Origin of the sequence: Amycolatopsis sp. NPDC048633, from assembly GCF_040650695.1 — a bacterium.
In the GTDB taxonomy this organism is placed as follows: domain Bacteria; phylum Actinomycetota; class Actinomycetes; order Mycobacteriales; family Pseudonocardiaceae; genus Amycolatopsis.
Genome location: NZ_JBEZHS010000017.1, coordinates 169,528 through 187,570 on the forward strand (window position 1 = coordinate 169,528; position 18,043 = coordinate 187,570).

13 protein-coding genes are annotated in these 18,043 nt (G+C 70.3%); 3 read left to right on the top strand and 10 right to left on the bottom strand.

The features are described 5' to 3' along the window. Nucleotides 1-109: 109 nt before the first annotated feature. The 3 genes from AB0C38_RS28120 to AB0C38_RS28130 form a co-directional block, all read right to left on the bottom strand. Nucleotides 110-1,117, bottom strand: a complete 1,008-nt coding sequence (locus tag AB0C38_RS28120) for a LacI family DNA-binding transcriptional regulator (protein ID WP_360678665.1) — start codon at nucleotides 1,115-1,117, stop codon at nucleotides 110-112. Nucleotides 1,118-1,204: 87 nt separating this feature from the next. Then, nucleotides 1,205-3,400 (bottom strand): discoidin domain-containing protein, encoded by a 2,196-nt coding sequence (locus tag AB0C38_RS28125; protein ID WP_360678667.1) that lies wholly within the window; start codon nucleotides 3,398-3,400, stop codon nucleotides 1,205-1,207. Nucleotides 3,401-3,406: 6 nt separating this feature from the next. Further along, nucleotides 3,407-5,716: a discoidin domain-containing protein gene (locus AB0C38_RS28130; protein ID WP_360678669.1), complete on the bottom strand. Its 2,310-nt coding sequence runs from the start codon at nucleotides 5,714-5,716 to the stop codon at nucleotides 3,407-3,409. 199 nt (nucleotides 5,717-5,915) lie between these two features. Here AB0C38_RS28130 and AB0C38_RS28135 point away from each other — a divergent pair, with 199 nt between their 5' ends. Next, entirely contained in the window at nucleotides 5,916-6,698 is a 783-nt protein-coding gene (locus tag AB0C38_RS28135) for a class I SAM-dependent methyltransferase (RefSeq protein WP_360678671.1), read from the top strand. Next, on the top strand, nucleotides 6,695-7,633 hold the full coding sequence (locus tag AB0C38_RS28140; protein WP_360678673.1) for an alpha/beta hydrolase fold domain-containing protein: 939 nt from the start codon (nucleotides 6,695-6,697) through the stop codon (nucleotides 7,631-7,633). The genes AB0C38_RS28135 and AB0C38_RS28140 overlap by 4 nt, the downstream gene beginning before the upstream one ends. On the opposite strand, the gene AB0C38_RS28145 is transcribed toward AB0C38_RS28140, so the two are convergent. From AB0C38_RS28145 to AB0C38_RS28165, 5 genes are all read right to left on the bottom strand, one after another. Continuing rightward, the gene (locus tag AB0C38_RS28145) at nucleotides 7,599-9,335 is read right to left on the bottom strand and encodes a choline/carnitine O-acyltransferase (protein WP_360678675.1); all 1,737 of its coding nucleotides are present in this window, start codon (nucleotides 9,333-9,335) and stop codon (nucleotides 7,599-7,601) included. The two genes, AB0C38_RS28140 and AB0C38_RS28145, sit on opposite strands and share 35 nt — an antisense overlap. A gap of 13 nt (nucleotides 9,336-9,348) precedes the next feature. Further along, nucleotides 9,349-10,197: a class I SAM-dependent methyltransferase gene (locus tag AB0C38_RS28150; protein WP_360678677.1), complete on the bottom strand. Its 849-nt coding sequence runs from the start codon at nucleotides 10,195-10,197 to the stop codon at nucleotides 9,349-9,351. A gap of 17 nt (nucleotides 10,198-10,214) precedes the next feature. Beyond that, nucleotides 10,215-11,072: an arpA protein gene (locus AB0C38_RS28155; protein ID WP_360678679.1), complete on the bottom strand. Its 858-nt coding sequence runs from the start codon at nucleotides 11,070-11,072 to the stop codon at nucleotides 10,215-10,217. A gap of 113 nt (nucleotides 11,073-11,185) precedes the next feature. Further along, nucleotides 11,186-11,641 carry a DUF4232 domain-containing protein gene (locus tag AB0C38_RS28160; RefSeq protein WP_360678681.1) on the bottom strand — a complete coding sequence of 152 codons (456 nt, stop codon included), beginning with the start codon at nucleotides 11,639-11,641 and terminating at the stop codon, nucleotides 11,186-11,188. A 127-nt stretch (nucleotides 11,642-11,768) separates the two neighbouring features. After that, complete coding sequence (locus AB0C38_RS28165) at nucleotides 11,769-14,366, bottom strand: bifunctional FO biosynthesis protein CofGH (RefSeq protein WP_360678683.1); 2,598 nt, start codon at nucleotides 14,364-14,366, stop codon at nucleotides 11,769-11,771. Nucleotides 14,367-14,519: 153 nt separating this feature from the next. Here AB0C38_RS28165 and AB0C38_RS28170 point away from each other — a divergent pair, with 153 nt between their 5' ends. Next, nucleotides 14,520-16,082, top strand: a complete 1,563-nt coding sequence (locus tag AB0C38_RS28170; RefSeq protein ID WP_360678685.1) for a transposase — start codon at nucleotides 14,520-14,522, stop codon at nucleotides 16,080-16,082. Here AB0C38_RS28170 and AB0C38_RS28175 read toward each other — a convergent pair. Both AB0C38_RS28175 and AB0C38_RS28180 read right to left on the bottom strand, forming a co-directional pair. Further along, nucleotides 16,067-16,825, bottom strand: a complete 759-nt coding sequence (locus tag AB0C38_RS28175) for an SDR family oxidoreductase (RefSeq protein ID WP_360678687.1) — start codon at nucleotides 16,823-16,825, stop codon at nucleotides 16,067-16,069. The genes AB0C38_RS28170 and AB0C38_RS28175 overlap by 16 nt on opposite strands. After that, complete coding sequence (locus AB0C38_RS28180) at nucleotides 16,822-17,610, bottom strand: alpha/beta fold hydrolase (RefSeq protein WP_360678689.1); 789 nt, start codon at nucleotides 17,608-17,610, stop codon at nucleotides 16,822-16,824. The genes AB0C38_RS28175 and AB0C38_RS28180 overlap by 4 nt, the downstream gene beginning before the upstream one ends. Between the last annotated feature and the right edge of the window lie 433 nt (nucleotides 17,611-18,043).

An 18,043-nucleotide genomic window follows, 5' to 3' on the forward strand; every position in this document is an offset into this window, starting at 1 on the left:
GTGAGCCGACTGTCTGGGTACGTGAGCCGGCTGTCTGGGTGCGTGAGCCGACTGGCTGGGTACGTGAAAGAGCGCGACGGCCGGCAGGCCGTCGCGCTCTGGAGGGGGACTAGGCGGTGCGGCGGGCCGTGGAGCCTCGCACCACCAGCTCCGGCGCGAACAGCAGCTCCTCCGCCGCCACCTCGCCGCCGTTGATGCGCTTCACCAGCAGCTCCACCACCGCGCGGCCCATCGCCTCGATCGGCTGACGGGTGGTCGTCAGCGGCGGGTCGGTGCAGTTCATCAGGGCCGAGTCGTCGTAGCCGACCACCGAGACGTCGTCGGGCACCGACAGCCCCTGCCGGCGGGCCGCGCGCACCGCGCCCAGGGCCAGCAGGTCGCTTGCGCAGAGCACCGCCGTCGCGCCTCGGGGGTACAGGCGGGCCGCCGCCGCGTGGCCGCCTTCGATCGAGAACATGCCGTGCTCGACCAGCTCGTCCAGCACCGGCAGGCCGAGCTTCGCCGCGTACGACTGGAACGCCGCGAGCTTCCGCCGCGACGGGATGTGGTCCGAAGGCCCGAGCACCAGCCCGATCTTCTCGTGCCCGAGCGAGCTGAGGTGCCCGACGACCTGCTCGACGGCGACCGCGTCGTCGCACGAGACCTGCGGCAGCCCGAGGTGGTCGACCGCGGCGTTGATGAGCACCGTCGGGAGCCGCCGCTCCACGAGGTGGTGGTAGTGCGTGTGCACCGCGTCCGCCTGGGCGAACAGCCCGCCGGCGAACACCACGCCCGACACCTGCTGCTGCAGCAGCAGCTCGACGTACTCCGCCTCCGACACCCCGCCCGCGGTCCGCGTGCACAGCACCGGCGTGAACCCCTGCTGCGCGAGGGCGTTGCCCATGATCTCGGCCAGCGCGGGGAAGATGGGGTTCTGCAGCTCCGGCAGCACCAGCCCGACGAGGCGGGCCCGCTCGCCGCGCAGCTGGGTGGGGCGCTCGTAGCCCATCACGTCCAGCGCGGTGAGCACGGCGGCCCGGGTGCTCGCGGACACCCCGGACCGGCCGTTGAGCACCCGGCTGACCGTGGCTTCGCTGACCCCGACCTGGCGGGCGACTTCGGCAAGACGACGCGTCATGAGTGAAACTTTACAGCAACTGGGCGCAAAAGCGTGACAAGCCCGTACCGGTGTCAGCCACCGGTACGGGCTTGCCGACTGACCAAGCTACGAAGCCGCCACTTCGAGCTCGGACACCTGACCGGCGGGCCAGCCGGTGTTGCCGGTGAACGTCAGCCGCACGAAACGCTGGGTCGTCGCGGTGAAGGACGCCGACGCCGTGTTGCCGGAAGCCGGGTCGAACGCGTACCCGCGCGAACTCACCAGCGTCGTGTACGCACCGCCGTCGGTGCTGCCGGAGACCGTCACCGTCTCCGTCCGCGAACCCCACGCCGACGACGGCGGCAGCTTGAGCGTCACCTTGTTGATCGACGCCGCCGCGCCCAGGTCCACCGTCAGCGTCTGCGGGAACGCGTTGTTCGCGCTCTCCCAGTACGTGTCGGCGTTGCCGTCATTGGCGTTCGACGGCGGGAAGCCGCCCTGCTGGGACGACGAGCTGATCGCCTTGCCGCGCGCGAGGTTGCTGCCCGACTGCGGCGGCTGCGGCGGGCCCGAGTTCGGCGCGGGCCACGTCGAGCAGTCGCCCCAGGTGCCGGTCCAGCCGCTGTTGCCCGACCCGCCGAAGGTCATGCGCGGGATCGACGTCGGGTACGGGCAGTTGTACGTCCCGGTCACGCCGACGCCGGACGCGGTCAGGTTGCTGATCGACACCGAACCCTGCGTCTGCGACTGCGCCACGAACGTCCCGACGCCCTGCACCGTCACGCCGTCGATCGTGACGCCTTGGATCGGCTTGCCGGCGCCGTTGCCGTCGATGAACTGGATCGCCTCGTACGGGCTCTGGATCGCGGTGAACCCGGTGACGCGGATCGTGACGCCGGTGATCGCCTGGTCACGCGCGTCGAACCACAGCGCGCCGACGCCGAACTGCCAGTTCGGGTCGAGCGCCCCGGCCCGCAGCGCGGTATTGTTCGACAGCGTTACCGTGCCGCCGAGCGGGACCGAGCTGAACCGGTTGGCCACCAGGTACCCGCCGCCGAGGGCGTTCGTGTCCTGCACGAGGTTGCCGCTCACGGTGTTGTTCGAGCCGCCGTAGAGCGCGATGCCGTTGGCCAGGTTCGGCTGCACGATCGTGTTGTTGACCAGGCTGTTGCCGGAGTCGGCCTGGCCGTTCGACCACAGCGCCAAGCCGTCGTCGCCGTTGTTGCGCAGGTAGTTGTTGCGCAACGTCGAGTTCGTGACGGCGCCGTCGAAGTTCACGCCGTCGGCCTGGGTGTCGAGGATGCGGTTGTTCTCGATGGTGACGTTCGACGACGCGCCGTTCATCAGCCACAGCCCGCACTTCGTGTCCTGGATCCACAGACCCGACACCGTCGAACCGTTGCCCAGGACGCCGTGGAACGCGTTGTCCGGGCTGCCGTCGTTGCGTTCGGTCACATCGCCGAACACCGCGAAGTCGTACAGCTTGATGTTCCCGGACGCGCTGCCGTTGTTGAAGATGTTGTTGCCGTGCAGCACCGTGTACCACTGGCCGGCGCCGCGGACGGTGGTCTGGTCGATCTGCAGCGCCGAGCCGATCTCGAACCGGCCCGGCGGCACGAACAGTTCCTTGCCCTGCGACCGCGCCGCGGACAGGCCGGTGCGGAACGCCTGGGTGTCGTCGGAGGAGTCGTTGGCCGTGGCGCCGTAGTCCGTGACCGACAACGCGGCCGACGGCTTCGCACCCGCGCCGCCGACCTGCTCGAAGTCGGCCAGGTCGAGGGTCGCCTGCCCGACGTCACCGGAGTCGGCCTGGACCCGGACCTTCGTCCCGGCCGCGGCGTTCTGGCCGAACAGCAGCCGGGCGTCGTCGAAGAAGTGGTGCGTCTTCGCGCCCGGGATCCAGCTGGTGTCCACATAGGAATACCGGGACGTCACCGAGAGCCCGCTGCCGAGCTTGGTCCCGCCGACGTACACCGAAAGCCGCCCGGACGAGCCGTCCGGGACGCTGTAGTGGACGTTGATCGAGTTGGCCGCCGCGGGCAGCGTGAACTCGACGTACTGGCCGGACCCGATCCGGACGGCCTGCCGCCCGGAGGCTTCCGAAGCCAGGCTGGCCTGCGTGTAGTCCGGGCCGACGGCCGAGCCGTTCGTCGCCGAGCACTCGGCCTCGACGGTCCGGAACGGCACGCTCGCGCCGCCGGAAGCGGTCGTGGGACAGGTGGCCGCCGCGGCCGGCGTACTGCCGGAAAGCACGGTCAGACCGGACGCGGCGAGAGCGGCGGCAAATAAAGCCGCGCCGCGGGGAATGCGGGACATCGTCATCACCTCTCAGGACGAATAGGCTTCGAGTTCGGACAGCTGTCCCGCGGGCCAGCCGGTGTTGCCGGTGAAGGTCAGCCGCAGCGTGCGCGCGGACGTCGCCGGGAACGTGATGGTCGCGGTGTTGCCCGACGCCGGGTTGAACGTGTAACCCGCCGCGGCCTTGACGCCGTCGATCGCGATCGTTTGCGTGCGCGTGCCCCACGCCGAGGACGGCGGCAGCTTCAGCACCAGCCGCGAAACCGATACCGTGCTGCCGAAGTCGACGGTCAGCGACTGCGGGAACGCGTTGTTCGCGCTCTCCCAGTAGGAGTTCGCGTCGCCGTCGACCGCGTTGCCCGCCGGGAAGCCACCCTGGGACGCCGACGCCGTGATGCTCTTGTGCAGCGCCAGGTTCCCGGCCGGCTGAGTCGGCGTTGTCGTGGTGGTCGGCGGGGTGGTGGGCGTGGTCGGAGTGGTGGTGCCGCCGCCGTTGTCCGAGCCGTACACGGGCGTCGGCCACGAGCCGCAGAACGTCGTCGACCAGCCCGAGTTGCCACCCTGGTCGGCCAGGCCGGCGAGAGCGTCCGGGCCCATGCAGTTGTAGACCCCGGCCCGCCCGACGCCGGTCGCGACGACGTTCTTGACCGAACCCGAAGGCTTGGCCTGGATCTGCCAGGCGAAGGTGCCTGCCCCGGTGATCCGGACGTTGGTGAAGTGCACGTCCGTGGTGGCGCTGTCGATGAACTGGATGGCCTCGTAGTTGTTGTCCAGCAGGTCGAGGTCGGTGACGTCGACGCGGCCGGTGATGGCGCCGTCGCGGCCGTCGAACCACAGGGCGCCGACGCCGAACTGCCAGTTCGAGTCGAGCACACCGGTGCGGATGGCGGTGTTGCGCGCGACGGTCGTGGTGCCCGCGAGTGGGACCGCGCTGAACCGGTTGGCGATGTGGATGCCGCCGCCCTGGTCCTGGTTGTCGGCCACGACGTTGTCGGCGACGGTGTTGTCGTGCCCGCCGTAGATCGCGATGTTGTTGGCGAGGATCGGCAGCAGCACGGTGTTGAAGGAGAACGTGTTGTGGTGGTCGGCGTCGTGCTCGGACCACATGGCCAGGCCGTCGTCGCCGGTGTTGCGCAGGAAGTTGTTCGTCACGGTGACGTTGCTGATGCCCTGGTGCAGGTTCAGGCCGTCGGCGGTCTGGTCGAGGATGCGGTTGCCGGACACGGTGAGCCCGTCGAACGGCCCGTCGAGCCACAGCCCGACCTTCGTGTGCTGCAGCCACAGGTTCTGCACGACCGAGCCGCCGCCCAGCGCGCCGCCGATGGCGTTGGACTGGTCGCAGTCGACGCGCGAGTCGACCTGGCCGATGATCGCGAAGTCGTACAGCTTGACCGCGCTGCTCGTGCCCGGGATCGCGCCGTTGCCGGGATACGTCGACGTGCCGCAGCTGGCCGGTTCGCCCTTGCCGAAGATCCCGGCGCGCGGTCCGGTCAGCACCGAGTACCAGGGCCCGGCGCCGCGGATGGTCACCTGGTCGACGGTGATGTGGTGGCCGAGGGTGAAGGTCCCGGACGGGATCCACACCTCCTTGCCCTGGCTGCGAGCCGCGGCCACGGCCGAGTCGAACGCCGAAGCGTCGTCGCTCGTGTCGCCCGCGGTGGCGCCGTAGTCGGTGACGGACAGCGAGTTCGCCGGCCGCGTGGCCGCCGCGCCGACCTGCTCGAAGTCGGCCAGGTCGATGGTCGAGGCCGTGGTGTCGCCGGCGTCGACCTGCAGCTTGATCTTGGTGCCGGCCGGGTACGACGTGCCGAGCAGCGCGCGGGTCTCGTCGTAGAAGTGGTGCGCGTGGCCGTCACCGGGGTTGTTGGTGAACGGGTACGAGCCGTAGTACCAGGCGTACTTCGAGGTCAGCGCGATGTCGCGGTTGTGGGCGCCGCCCACGTACAGCGAGATCGTGCCGCTGGTCCCGGTGCCGTTGCCGGAGTCCGGGAGGCTGAAGCGGAAGTCGATCGAGTTCGCCGGGGCGGTGAGCGTGAACTCGACGTACTTGCCCTGGCCCGAGAGCGTCACGGCTTTGCGGCCGGACGCCTCGCCGGCGAGCGTGCCGGCGTTGCGGTCCGGGCCGATGACCGAGCCGTTCGTCGCGGCGTTCTCCGCCTCCTGTTCGAGGAAGGGCACGCTCGCGCCGCGGCCGGCGGCGAGCGCCGAACCCCCGGCGGGAGCGGCGGCGATCGTCAGGCCGGCCGCGACGGTCACGGCGGCGGCGAGGGCACCGAATCTCTTGGCCCGGAGGCGATCCGGGGCTTTTTCGGGCGCGCTGAAGACAGAGCTGGGAGACATGGGCGGCACTGGCCTTTCCGCAGCAGGGTGGGGACCTCTGTGACCGGGATCATACGAATCCTGGACAAGAAATCGCAATAGTTGAACGAACTTACGCAAGTTTGCGACAGGAATTGACGACTGCGCCGGATGCCCGGCGTTCGCTTACGCCCGGCGGAGCAACGACGGCGTGGCCGGGAAGCGCTGATAGTTTTCCGGCATGAGCCAGCGACGTGCGGACGGCAGCGCCGGGGACGCGGACTACGGCGCGATCGGCGGGGTCTACACCGACTACCGCCGGCCGGATCCCCGGATCGGCCAGTACATCGCCGACGCGCTGGGGGACGCGCGGACCGTGCTCAACGTCGGTGCGGGCGCCGGCGCCTACGAGCCGGCCGACCGGGAGGTGACGGCGGTCGAGCCGTCCGCGTCGATGCGCGCGCAGCGGCGGGCGGACCTGCCGCCGGCGGTCGACGCGGTGGCCGAGAAGCTCCCGTTCCCGGACCGGTCGTTCGAGGGCGCGATGAGCACGTTCAGCGTCCACCAGTGGAACGACCTGTGGACCGGGCTCAAGGAGCTGCGCCGCGTCACCCGCGGCCCGATCGCCATCCTGACCTGCGACCCGGCCCTGCTGCGGCGGTTCTGGCTGCTCGACTACGCGCCCGAGGTGATCGAGACCGAAGCGCGGCGCTACCCCTCGGTCGACGACATCGCCGACGGGCTCGGCGGCCACACGTCGATCGTCCCCGTGCCCATCCCGACCGACTGCACGGACGGCTTCAACGAGGCCTACTACGCCCGCCCGGAACGTCTGCTCGACCCGGGCGCGCGGCTGTCGTGCTCGGCGTGGAGCTTCGTCGACGACCGCGTGCACCACCGGTTCGCCGCCGAGCTGCAGCACGACCTCGACGACGGCACGTGGGAACGCCGCTACGGGCGGTTCCGCGAGCAGCCGACGTTCGAGGGCTCGCTGGTCCTCGTCGTCTCGGATCCCACGGCATGACGCCACCGCCGTTCGACCCGGAGCTGGCCCCCGTCGTCGAAACCCTGCGGGCCCTCCGCCCGCCGCTCGCGCAGCTGACCGACATCCCCGGCCGCCGGGAGCTGAACGCCGCCGAGCACCGGACCGTCGAGGAGCTGGCCGCCGCGTACCCGGCGTACCAGGTCGCCGAGGAGTACGCCGGGGACGTTCCGCTGCTGGTGCTGCGCCCGGCCGAGAGCGTCGGCGTCCTCTACTACGTGCACGGCGGCGGCACGATCGTCGGCAGCCACCTCGGCCAGGACGTGCCCAACCTGCTGGACTGGGCGGGCGGGCTGAACCTGACGATCGTCTCGCCGGGCTACCGGCTCGCGCCCGAGCACCCGTACCCGGTGCCGGTCGAGGACTGCTACGCCGGTCTCTTGTGGACGGTCGAGCGCTGCGCCGGCCCGGTGGTGGTCGGCGGGATCAGCGCCGGCGGCGGGCTCGCGGCCGCCACGGCGTTGCTCGCCCGCGACCGCGGCGGGCCACAGCTCGCCGGGCAGCTGCTGATCTGCCCGATGCTCGACGACCGCAACGACACGCCGTCCGCCGTCGACCTCGACGGCCACGGCCTGTGGGACCGCACGGCCAACAACGTCGGCTGGACGGCTTACCTCGGTGATCGCCGCGGCACGGACGAGGTCCCGGCGTACGCCGCCGCGGCCCGCGCGGCCGAGCTTTCCGGGCTGCCCCCGGCGTTCCTGGACGTCGGCACGGCGGAGACGTTCCGCGACGAGGTCGTCGCCTACGCGAGCCGGATCTGGCAGGCGGGCGGCGAGGCCGAGCTGCACGTCTGGCCCGGCGGCTTCCACGGCTTCGACTCGCTGGTGCCGGAAGCGCAGGTCAGCCGGGCGGCCCGCGCCGCCCGGCTGACCTGGTTGCTCAAGCGCCTGCCAGGAGCTCCTGCAGCTCGCTGACGGCCTTCGCGAGCTCGTCGGCGAAGCGGTACATCTCCGCCGAGACGTGCTTCGGCGTGCTGAGGTAGATGTTCCACCGGTCCGGCAGCAGCACGTACGCGATGCCGATGCACTGCGGGCTCGTCGAGCCGAACCCGAAGTACTGGATGTTGACCGACGGCGCCGAGCTGGTGCTCAGGTAGTCGTCCCGCATCTTCAGCCAGCCCGGCGAGCTGTAGAGCGCCGGGCTTTCGGTGTCCCCACGGCGTTTCCCGATCAGCTGCAGCTCCCACAGGTGCTGCTCCGGCGCGTCCCCGGCCTGACACTCCTTCGCCCGCGAGACGTGCTTCGCCGCCGCAGTACGGAAAGCTTCCCGCTTCTCCTCGAGCGTGCCGGTTTCCATCGCGGCCACGAACCGGAAAACCTCGGGGGTGACGACCCGCATCGCCTCGGTCCGGCCGTTCCGGAACTGCCGGGTGGCGATCGACTCGTACGTCGCGCCCGTCAGTCCCTTCGCCCGCTTGTGCGCGAGCTGGTACGCCATCTGCGCGAAGCCGTCGGGGGACATCCCCAGCTCCTTCACGCGGTTGGCGCCGAAGCCGAACGACACGGTCTGCGTGGCCGTCGCGTCCGCGTACGCCGCGAAGGCCTCCCCGGCCGCCCGGGCGTCTTCGCGGAGCGCGTCGGTCAGCGTGAACTCGACCGGCGTGAAACCCGGGACGCCGCCGGCGGCGTCCCGGGGAAGGCGTTCCCCGCTCAGCAGCGCGTCCGTGAAGCCGAGGATCGTGGTGCCGTCGAGTTCGCAGTGCTCGACGTTGATCCCCGCGGTGCCGTCCTCGAACACGATCAGCGAGACGGCCTTGTCGTACCAGCGGTTGTCGCCGTACAGCACCTGATCACCGGCCTCCTGGGCGTCGGACGGCGTGAAGTCGTCCAGGCACAGGCAGAACAGCGCCGTCTCGATGGTTTCGAGAGCTTCGGCGTTGCCCGCGTCGATCAGCGCCTGACGACTGGCCGCCCACTCCGCGCGGGCCTTCGTGGTGAAGTGCCCGGCCGGGACGTCGGCGAGGTGGTCGTCCTTGAGGATCGCGCGCAGGCCGTCGGCGATCTGCTCCGGCGAATGAGGCCGGCCGTCCGCGGCGATGACGTCGATCCGGAAGGGCGTGCCGCGGTGGAACACGACGATGTGCCGCTCGGGCGAAGGGAACCGCGTGCGCGCGGTGTCCAGCAGCTCGCCCGGGATGCGCGTCGCCGAGAACAGGTACTTGTGCTGCACCATCGACTGCGGCCCGCCGCGCACCAGCACCGGGGGCACCAGCTCTTCGTCGAGCCGCAGCTTGTAGTCCACGGCGGACGCGGTCAGCTCGGCCGCCCGCTCGACCTGCCCCAGCGGAGAGTCCTGGAACAGGAAGAAGAAGTTGGCGTTGAGCGCGATCCGGTCGCGGCGGCCGAGGTAGCGGTACGGCCAGAAGGTATCCAGCCAGCTGTGTACGCCCGGCGACCGGTCGTACTCCTCGAGCGCGGCCTGCAGCCCGTGCGCCGGACTGCCCGGCGCCAGGAACTCCTCGACCGCCGCTTCGGTCTCCGCCAGCTCCTCCGGCGTCAGCAGCGGGCCGCACCACTCCAGGAAGCGGCGGCCGCTGTCGGCGAGGGTGGGCACGGGGACCCGGGGAAGCCGGTCCTCGTTGCCGAACGTGCGGGTGGACCATTCCGGACTGCTCACTCTGTCATCCTCGTTAGTCGACGGAAACCGTGCTGAGCGCGGAAGCCAGTCCGGCGGCCGCACCCTTCTTCGGTCGGGAAACGTACAGCTGCGCGTACAGCCAGCCTTCGGCTTCGAGCCCTTCGGGATCGACGCCGGCCGTGTTCAGCGAGTCGAGGATGTGCGCCTGCTCCTCGTCGGAGGCGAACCGCCGCTGCCGGTACACCCCGTCGATGGCCGCGGTCTCGTAGCCCAGCTCGGCCAGGCTTTCCGCGACCGGGTCGTAGGAGAACATCCGCAGCACGAAGTGCGCCATCCACGGCCGCGAACCGCGCGCGATGCGGGCGATCGTCTTCTCGGTGACGTACCCGACACAGCCGGTCGACACGACGAGATCCACCTGATCGAGCAGCGCCTGCTGCGTCTCGTCCGGGTCGTAGCGTTCGAAGTCGGCGTAGATCGTCTCGTCCAGGAAGCCCGCTTCACGCGCGTAGTCCAGCGCCGCCCCCGCGGCGTCGAGGCCGAAGAACCGGGCGCCGTCGGGGGTCGCGCGGCTGAGCACGAGCCGCTGGTCGCGTTCGAGCAGCGCGGCGCGGTCGAGGTCCTCGACACCGGGCGCGGTGTACTGCTCGTAGAGGTCGTCCAGCGTTGTTTCGCACCGCAGCAACGCGCTGTTGACGCCGTAGGAACAGCCGACGTCGAGCACGGTCGGCTGCGCGATTCCGCGCTCCGCCTGGTATTCCTCGATCAGTTTCGTGAAATACGGCTTCCCCAGCTGCGGAATCTGGTAATCCACGCGTTGCAACGTCTCGAAGAACGGACGAGGGTCGGACGCGGTGTAGATGTGGTCGAACGAGATCTTGCCGGTCGAGTCAAAAGGCACGGGCCAGGCTCCTAGATCTAGTCGAGCAGGGCGTCGCCCCGCACAGCGTGACCAGCCAGGTGCTCGGGCAGGACCCGGCCGAAGAGCTGCCTGGTCCGCTCCGGGCTGCCGATGACGCCGGGGCGCTCGCTGTAGGCGAAGATCGCGGAGTTCCGGGCGATCTTCCCCTCCACCCTAGTGACCCGATGCAAGGCGAAGCGGCCTTTGAACAGTTGCAGATCGCCCGGACGGAGGTCGAGGCGCTGGACCGAACGGGTGCTTTCCCCGGAAAGGACCGCCCGGACGGCGGCGAAATTCTCGGCTTCGGCGGACCGGATGTTCGGGCAGTACTCGAACGTCCCGCCCTCGCTCGCGGCCTGCGTCAGCATGCTGACGGTGTAGGAGTTCGTGTCGAAGTGCCACGGGTGCGCACGGCCGGGCGCGATCACGTTGAGCGTCAGCCCGGACAGCGGGTCGGCGAGCTCGTGCAGTTCCGGCAGCCCGAAGCAGTCGGCGATGAAGCGCTGGAACACCGGGCTGGTGTAGAGCCGGCCGATGAGCGCGCCCGCCGGGATGTGGTCGCGGGCGACGAAGGCGTTGCCGCGCTCCATGATCGTCCGGCCGGGGTGGTCTTCGGGCAGCGGCGCGTCGATCGCGGTGTTGTAGGCGTTGACCTTTTCGGTCTTCGTGTACGCGTGCGGCTCGAGGGCGGCGCATTCGGCGCGCAGGACCTCATGCAGCTCCGGCCGGATGAAGTCGGCGAGCACGCTGCAGCCGACGTCGGCCAGGTCGGCGCGGGTGCGGCCGACGGTCTCCCGCCAGGCCGCGCTTCCCGGTTCGGTGAGCGGATAGCGATCGGTGTCGACCATTTCCAGCGCGGCCACGGAGGTGCTCATCGAAGTCCCTTCCGGTGGGTGCAGCTTCGGTGCTCACCCTGGTCGTGAGGGAAAAGAGTTAGCACAGATCCGGCTGGGTCAACCGTGGGTTTGTGAGCGGTGACACAAGGTCATCAGTTGCCGATTTCGGTGGCCCACGAGCTGACCGTCACGGAGTCCGTGGTGCCCAGATCGGTGTCCAGCGGCTGCTTCTGCGCGGGTTCGCCCGGGACGGGGACGACCGAGATCGCCGCGCCGCTGCGCTTGTCCCCGGTCGTCACGGTCGCCGACCACGCCAGCACGGCCACGACCTTCTCGCCCGGCTTGAGCGTCGTGTCCCGCGGGCCGAGGTCCCGCGCGAAGTACGACGTCCCGTGCTCGACCTTCACCTCGAGCGGGGAGCCGTCACCCGCGAGGATCTTAAGGTCCGGGTAGCCGGTGACCTGGCGTGGCGCCGTGTCCCGGTTCGTCAGCGTGAGGACGCTCGCGCGGTGCCCGAGGCCGGCTTCGACCTGGCCGACCGTGAGCGACAGCCCAGTCGGCGGCGGCGGCGCGTACGTCGGGCTCGGTGTCGTCGTGGGTCTGGGCACGGGCGGCGGAGGCGGCGTAGTGCCGCAACCCGCGAGAAGCGCGACGAAAAGAAGTGGTGCGAAGCGGAAAACCCCCATGATCCGGAAGAGTAGCGGGCGCCCTGGAGCCCGGGCGCCCGCTACCGTCTTACGGCGTCAGCAGGGGCAGCAGCGGCTTGCGCACGGCGGTCGCGACGCCGTCCGAAGCCTCCGCCGCGGCGATCCGCTCGGCCGACGGCCGGCCGTAACCTGTCGTGCGCTGCACCAGCGGCCGGCCCAGCGGCTCGACCATTTCGCGCATGTCGCTGATCGTCTTGTACGACCCGTTCGACGCGCCGGCCATCCGGCTGATCGTCTCCTCCATCAGCGTGCCGCCGATGTCGTTGACGCCGCCCTGCAGCACCGCGCGGCTGCCCTCGGTGCCGAGCTTCACCCAGGAGCTCTGGATGTTGTCGATCATCCCGTGCAGCAGCAGCCGGGACAGCGCGTGCACCGCCCGGTTCTCGTTCTGCGTCGCCCCGGGACGAGCCAGCCCGGCGAGGTAGATCGGCGAGCTCTGGTGGATGAACGGCAGCAGCACGAACTCGCTGAACCCGCGCTTGCCGTGCTTCTCCAGGCCGTCGCGCTGCAGCTTCGCGAGCAGCTTGAGGTGCGCGACCCAGTGCGCGGGCGTGTCGACGTGGCCGTACATCATCGTGGACGTCGTCGGCAGCCCGATCTCGTGCGCGGTGGTGACGACCTTGATCCACTCCGACGTCGGCAGCTTGCCCTTGGTGAGCACCCAGCGGACGTCGTCGTCGAGGATCTCGGCCGCCGTGCCCGGCAGCGAGTCGACGCCGGCTTCCTTCGCCTTGATGAGCCAGTCCTTCAGCGACAGGTTGGTGCGTGAAGCGCCGTTCACGACCTCCATCGGGCTGTAGGAGTGCAGGTGGATCTCCGGCTGGCGGCGCTTGACCTCGGCCGCGAGGTCGAAGTACGCGGTGCCGGGCAGGTCCGGGTGGATGCCGCCCTGCATGCAGATCTCGGTCGCGCCCGCGGCCCACGCCTCGTCGACGCGGTCGCCGACCTGCTCCAGCGAGAGCGTGTACGCGTCGGCGTCGGTGCGACGCTGGGCGAAGGCGCAGAAGCGGCAGCCCGTGTAGCAGACGTTGGTGAAGTTGATGTTCCGCGTGACGACGAAGGTGACGTCGTCACCGACCGTCTCGCGACGCAGGTCGTCGGCGAGCTTAGTGAAGGCGTCCAGCTCTTTGCCCTCGGCGGACAGCAGCGCCAGCGCGGCGTCGTCGGACAGCCCGGCGGGGTCCTTTTCCGCGCTGCGCAAGGCTTCCAGGACGGTGGAGTCGAACTTCTGCGGCCCGGTCTTGATCCGGTCGCCGATCTCCTTCCAGTCCCCGTACACGGAGTCGAAGTCGCTGCGGCGGTCTTCCGTCCGGCCGGTGGTGTCGATCTCGGTGTGCAGGTCGGTGCGCCCGGACTCCTGCCAGCCGCCGTCCGGCTCCTGCCACGGGATGCCGACCGGCATCGCGCCCTCGCGCGCCATCCCGGTGGCCGGGTCGACGAGCGCGGCGACGTGCCGGGTGATCCGCGGGTCCAGCCACGGCTCGCCGGCGTTGACGTACTCCGGGTAGATCGTCAGCCGTTCCTTGAGGTCGAAGCCGGCCTTCTCGGTGCGGCGGGCCAGCTCGTCGATCTGCGGCCACGCGCGCTCCGGGTTGACGTGGTCCGGGGTCAGCGGCGAGACGCCGCCCCAGTCGTCGATCCCGGCGCGGATCATCAGGTCGTACTGGTTGCCGATCAGGTTCGGCGGTGCCTGGATGCGCATCTTCGGGCCGAGCACGAGCCGCGCCACGGCGATGTTCGCGGCCAGCTCCTCGAGGTCGGCGTCCGGTGTCGCGCGCATCTTCGTGTCCGGCTTGGCCCGGAAGTTCTGCACGATGACTTCCTGGATGCCGCCGTAGGTCTTGGCGACCTTGCGGATCTCGAACAGCGCGTCCGCGCGCTCTTCGTGCGTCTCGCCGATGCCGATCAGCACGCCGGTGGTGAACGGGACGCTACTGCGGCCGGCGTCTTCGAGGACGCGCAACCGGACGGCGGGGTCCTTGTCGGGGGACCCGTAGTGCGGCCCGCCCTTCTCGCTCCACAGCCGGGTCGCGGTGGTCTCGAGCATCATGCCCATCGACGGCGCGACCGGCTTGAGCCGCTGGAAGTCCTGCCAGGACAGGACGCCGGGGTTGAGGTGCGGCAGCAGGCCGGTCTCCTCGAGCACCCGGATCGCCATCGCGCGGACGTAGGAGAGCGTGTCGTCGTAGCCGTGCGCGTCCAGCCAGTCGCGGGCGGCCTTCCAGCGGTCCTCGGGCCGGTCGCCGAGGGTGAAGAGCGCTTCCTTGCAGCCCATCTCCGCGCCCTTGCGGGCGATGTCGAGGACCTCGTCCGGGGATAGGAACGGCGATTCGAGCCGGCCCGGGACCGTGACGAACGTGCAGTAGCCGCAGCGGTCGCGGCACAGCCGGGTCAGCGGGATGAACACCTTGCGGCTGTAGGTGATGACGCCCGCGCGCCCGGCCTCGGCCAGGCCGGCGTCACGGATGCGGGAGGCGTACTCGGACAGCTTCGCCAGATCTTCGCCGCGGGCGTGCAGCAGGACGCTCGCCTCGGCTACGTCCAGTGTCTTCCCGTCGCGCGCCCGGGCGAGCGAGCGGCGCATCGCGGAGGCGGTCGGGGTGGTGGCGTCAGGATCGGGTCCCATTCCACCCACGCTAGGACCGTCCTCGCGGGACCAGCCAGTGTGTGTTGCGCACCCGGCTCACCCGATCGGTGCGCGTGCTCGTCGTCGCAGGTCAGCCCGGTGCCATAGTTGTCGATCAGCTTCCCGCGGTGTATTACCTAAAGGGTGGCATCGGTGGTCGGGAAGAAGATCGGCGGACGGACGTACTACTACCTGGCGGAGTCCGGGAGGGTTGACGGCAAGCCGCGGGTGGTGACCCAGCGTTACCTGGGGACGGCCGAGGAGATCGCGCGCGCCGTCCCGGGCGGCGAACCCGCGTCGGCTTCGTACCGGACGTACGGCGACGTCGCCGCGGTGTGGGCGACGCTTTCGCGCCTCGACTTCGTTCGCCGCGTCGACGACGTCGCCGGCCTCCAGCGCGCGAAGCCCTCCCTGGGTCTGACGCTGGCGATCGCCGTGCTGCACCGGGCGACCGCGCCCGAAACGCCGCTGGCCGAGTGGTGGGATTCGGGCGTGGCGGCGGACGTGGTGCGGCCCCGGGTGTCCACAGTGGAGGGGACGTGGCGGGCGCTGGAACGCCTTACCCCCGAACGCATCACGCGCATCGAGGACTCCGTCGCGTCCGCCGTGCTGGAGCTGCTGGACGACCACGCGGCGCTCGCCGTCGACGTCCCCCAGTTCGCCGCGTTCGCCCCGGCCGACTGCACGCTGCCCTCGGCCTGCCGGGGCGTGCTCGCCGGCGCCGGCCTGCGGGTGACCCGCGACGGCGCGATCCCGCTGGCGTCGAGGGTGTACCGGCGCGACGACGGCACGGCGCCGACGTTCGCCTCGCTGACCGCGGAGCTGGGACCCGCGACGCTCGTCTTCCACTCCGGCCAGGCGGCCCAGCTCGACCTGGGCTCACGCAGCGGGTTCGTCGGCTCGTTGCCGCTGACCGACCACCCCGGGCTGCTGACCCAGCCCGCGTCCGCCCGCAAGCGCGTCGACCCCGAGCGGTTCGCCGGCCTCACCGCGCTGGACACGCACGCGGTCGTCGACGGCGTCCGGCGGCGGGTGCTCCTCACGCATTCGGCGACGCTGCACGCGGCGCAGTCCCGCGCGTTCGCCGACGAGCTGGCCACCGCGACCCGTGAGCTCGACGGCCTGGCCGGAGCCCTGGCCGCGGGCACCCACCGGGGCGACCGCGCCCAGGTCCACGCCGAGATCGGCCGGGTGACGCGGGGCCGTCGCATCGAGCGCGTGCTCACCGCCGTGCTGAGCGGGAGCCGGCCCGGCGAGATCCGGCTCGAACGGCGTGTCGACACGGTGGCCATCGCTCGGCTGGACGACGAGTTCTTCGGCAAGCAGGTGCTGGTCACCGACCGGGACTGGCCGATCGGGGACGTCGTCACGGCCTACCGGGCCCGGACGCACCTGGAGTCGACGTTCCGCTGGCTCACCGGCCCGGCCGTCGCCGGGCCGACCCCGCGCTGGGAGTGGACGCGGCAGCGGATCGCCGCGCACGGGCTCGTCTCGGTGCTCGCCGCGACCGTCACACACCTGATGCGGCGCGAGGCCGACCGGGCCGGGATGAACCTGTCCGTGCGGGAGCTGCTCGACCAGCTGGCCGGCATCGGCGAGCTGGTGCTGCGGTACCCGTCGACCGGCGGGCGGCCGCGGGCGAGGCGCCTGCCGACCGAGCGGGACCCGGCCCAGCAGGCGTTGTTCGACCTCTTCGGGCTTCAGGACTCGCGGTAGATCTGCAGCGCCGAGAAGCTCTGGACGACCGGCATCAGCTCGATGACGTTGATGTTCACGTGCGCCGGCTGGTTCGCCGCCCAGAAGACCGACTCGGCGACGTCGTCCGCGGTCAGCGGGGTGGTGCCCTCGTAAACCTTGTCCGCCTTGCCCTGGTCGCCGTCGAAGCGGACCTTCGAGAAGTCCGTGCCGCCGACCATGCCGGGCTCGACGTTCGTCACGCGGACGCCGGTGCCGTGCAGGTCGCTGCGCAGGTTGAGGCTGAACTGGTGGACGAACGCCTTGGTCGCGCCGTAGACGTTGCCGCCGGGGTAGGGGTAGGTGCCGGCGATCGAGCCGATGTTGATGACGTGGCCGCGGCCGCGCTCGACCATGCCGGGCAGCAGCGCCCGCGTCACATGCGTGAGGCCGCGGACGTTGGTCGCGATCATCTCGTCCCAGTCGGTCAGGTCGGCCCGGTGCGCGGGCTCGAGGCCCTTCGCGAGGCCGGCGTTGTTGACCAGGACGTCGACCTCGCGCCATTCCGCGGGGAGGTTTTCGATCGTCGTCTTGACCGCTTCGGGGTCGCTGACGTCGAGGGTCACCGGGAGCACGGCGTCTCCCAGCTCCCCGGCGAGCTTCTCGAGCTTGTCCGCACTACGGGCGACGGCGATCACCCGGGCGCCCTCGGCGACGAACCGGCGCGCGATGGCGTCCCCGAAGCCGGCGCTGGCGCCGGTCACGAACACGGTCTGCTGGGTCATGGGGTGGCTCCGCTTGTGGTCAGGAAGGTGCTGAGCGCCTCGGTGAACTCGGTCTCGCGCTCCAGGTTAGGCAGGTGGCCCGCGCCGTCGACGACCACCAGGGTCGAACCGGTGATCTCCCGGTGGATGAGCCGGGCGTCCTCGACCGGGGTGAACTCGTCCTCGCTGCCTACTACTACGAGGGTGGGGACGTCGATGCGCTTCAGTCCCTCGGTGTAGTCAGGGCGCTCGGCGCGTCCTCTCAGCGCGGCCGCGGCTCCCTCTTCGGGAGCGTTGCGCATCATCTTCAGGACGTGTGCCTCGACGTCCTGCCTGGTCGCGCGGGTCTGCTTCGAGATCATCTTGGGGAGGAGCTCGTCCGCGTAGCCGTGCATGCCCTCCTCGGTGATCCTCGCCGCGGTGTCGATGCGGGCCTGCTTCGCCGCCGGGGTATCGAGGCCGGGGAAGGTGTCGGCGAGGAGGACGGCTTCCGCCCGGCCGGGGTGGTCCTTCAGCAGGTGCATGACGATCTGGCCGCCCATGGAGAGGCCGCCGAGGACGAAGCGCGCCAGCTCCAGGTGGTCGGCCAGGTCGACGAGGTCCTGGGCGAAGACGTCCAGAGTGGTCTTGAGGTCTTCGCTCTTGGAGGTACCGAAGCCGCGGAGGTCGGGGATCACGACGCGGTAGCCGCGGGCGGCCAGGTGCTCGGCCTGGGGACGCCACATCGAGCGGTCGAAGGGGTGGCCGTGGACGAGGAGGACCGGCCGGCCGTTCTTCGGGCCGAGGTCGTCGTGGGAGAGGGTCATGCGGCCGACGCTAGGCGGAGCTTTGGCACGGTGCAATACGGTGCAATGTACTCGGAGCAATGTTCTTTCCGCGCGCTATCCCTGGCGCTCGCGGGCCCACGGGTGCACACTGGGCCTCAGACGGGTTTCGTCGTGGGGTCTGACCTGCGCTGATCTTGTTAACGGACCCCCCTGTTTCAGGGGGTTTCGGGACATGTAAAGTTCTCCAAGTCGCCAGGGAAACCGGGCGGCGGGGACACGAACCAAGCTCTCGCTCGAAGCGATTGAGTGGGTGTCCCACCAAAACTGCTAGGAATACTCGCTTCGGGTAAGGCCGCTTGACGGCGGTGCGACTCGGGGTGTGTTGCTTGAGAACTCAACAGTGTGCTAGTGAACTAAGCCAGTAGAGCTTATGTTTTGAACCTCGTATGAGGTTCCTTTGAGAGCATTAAAT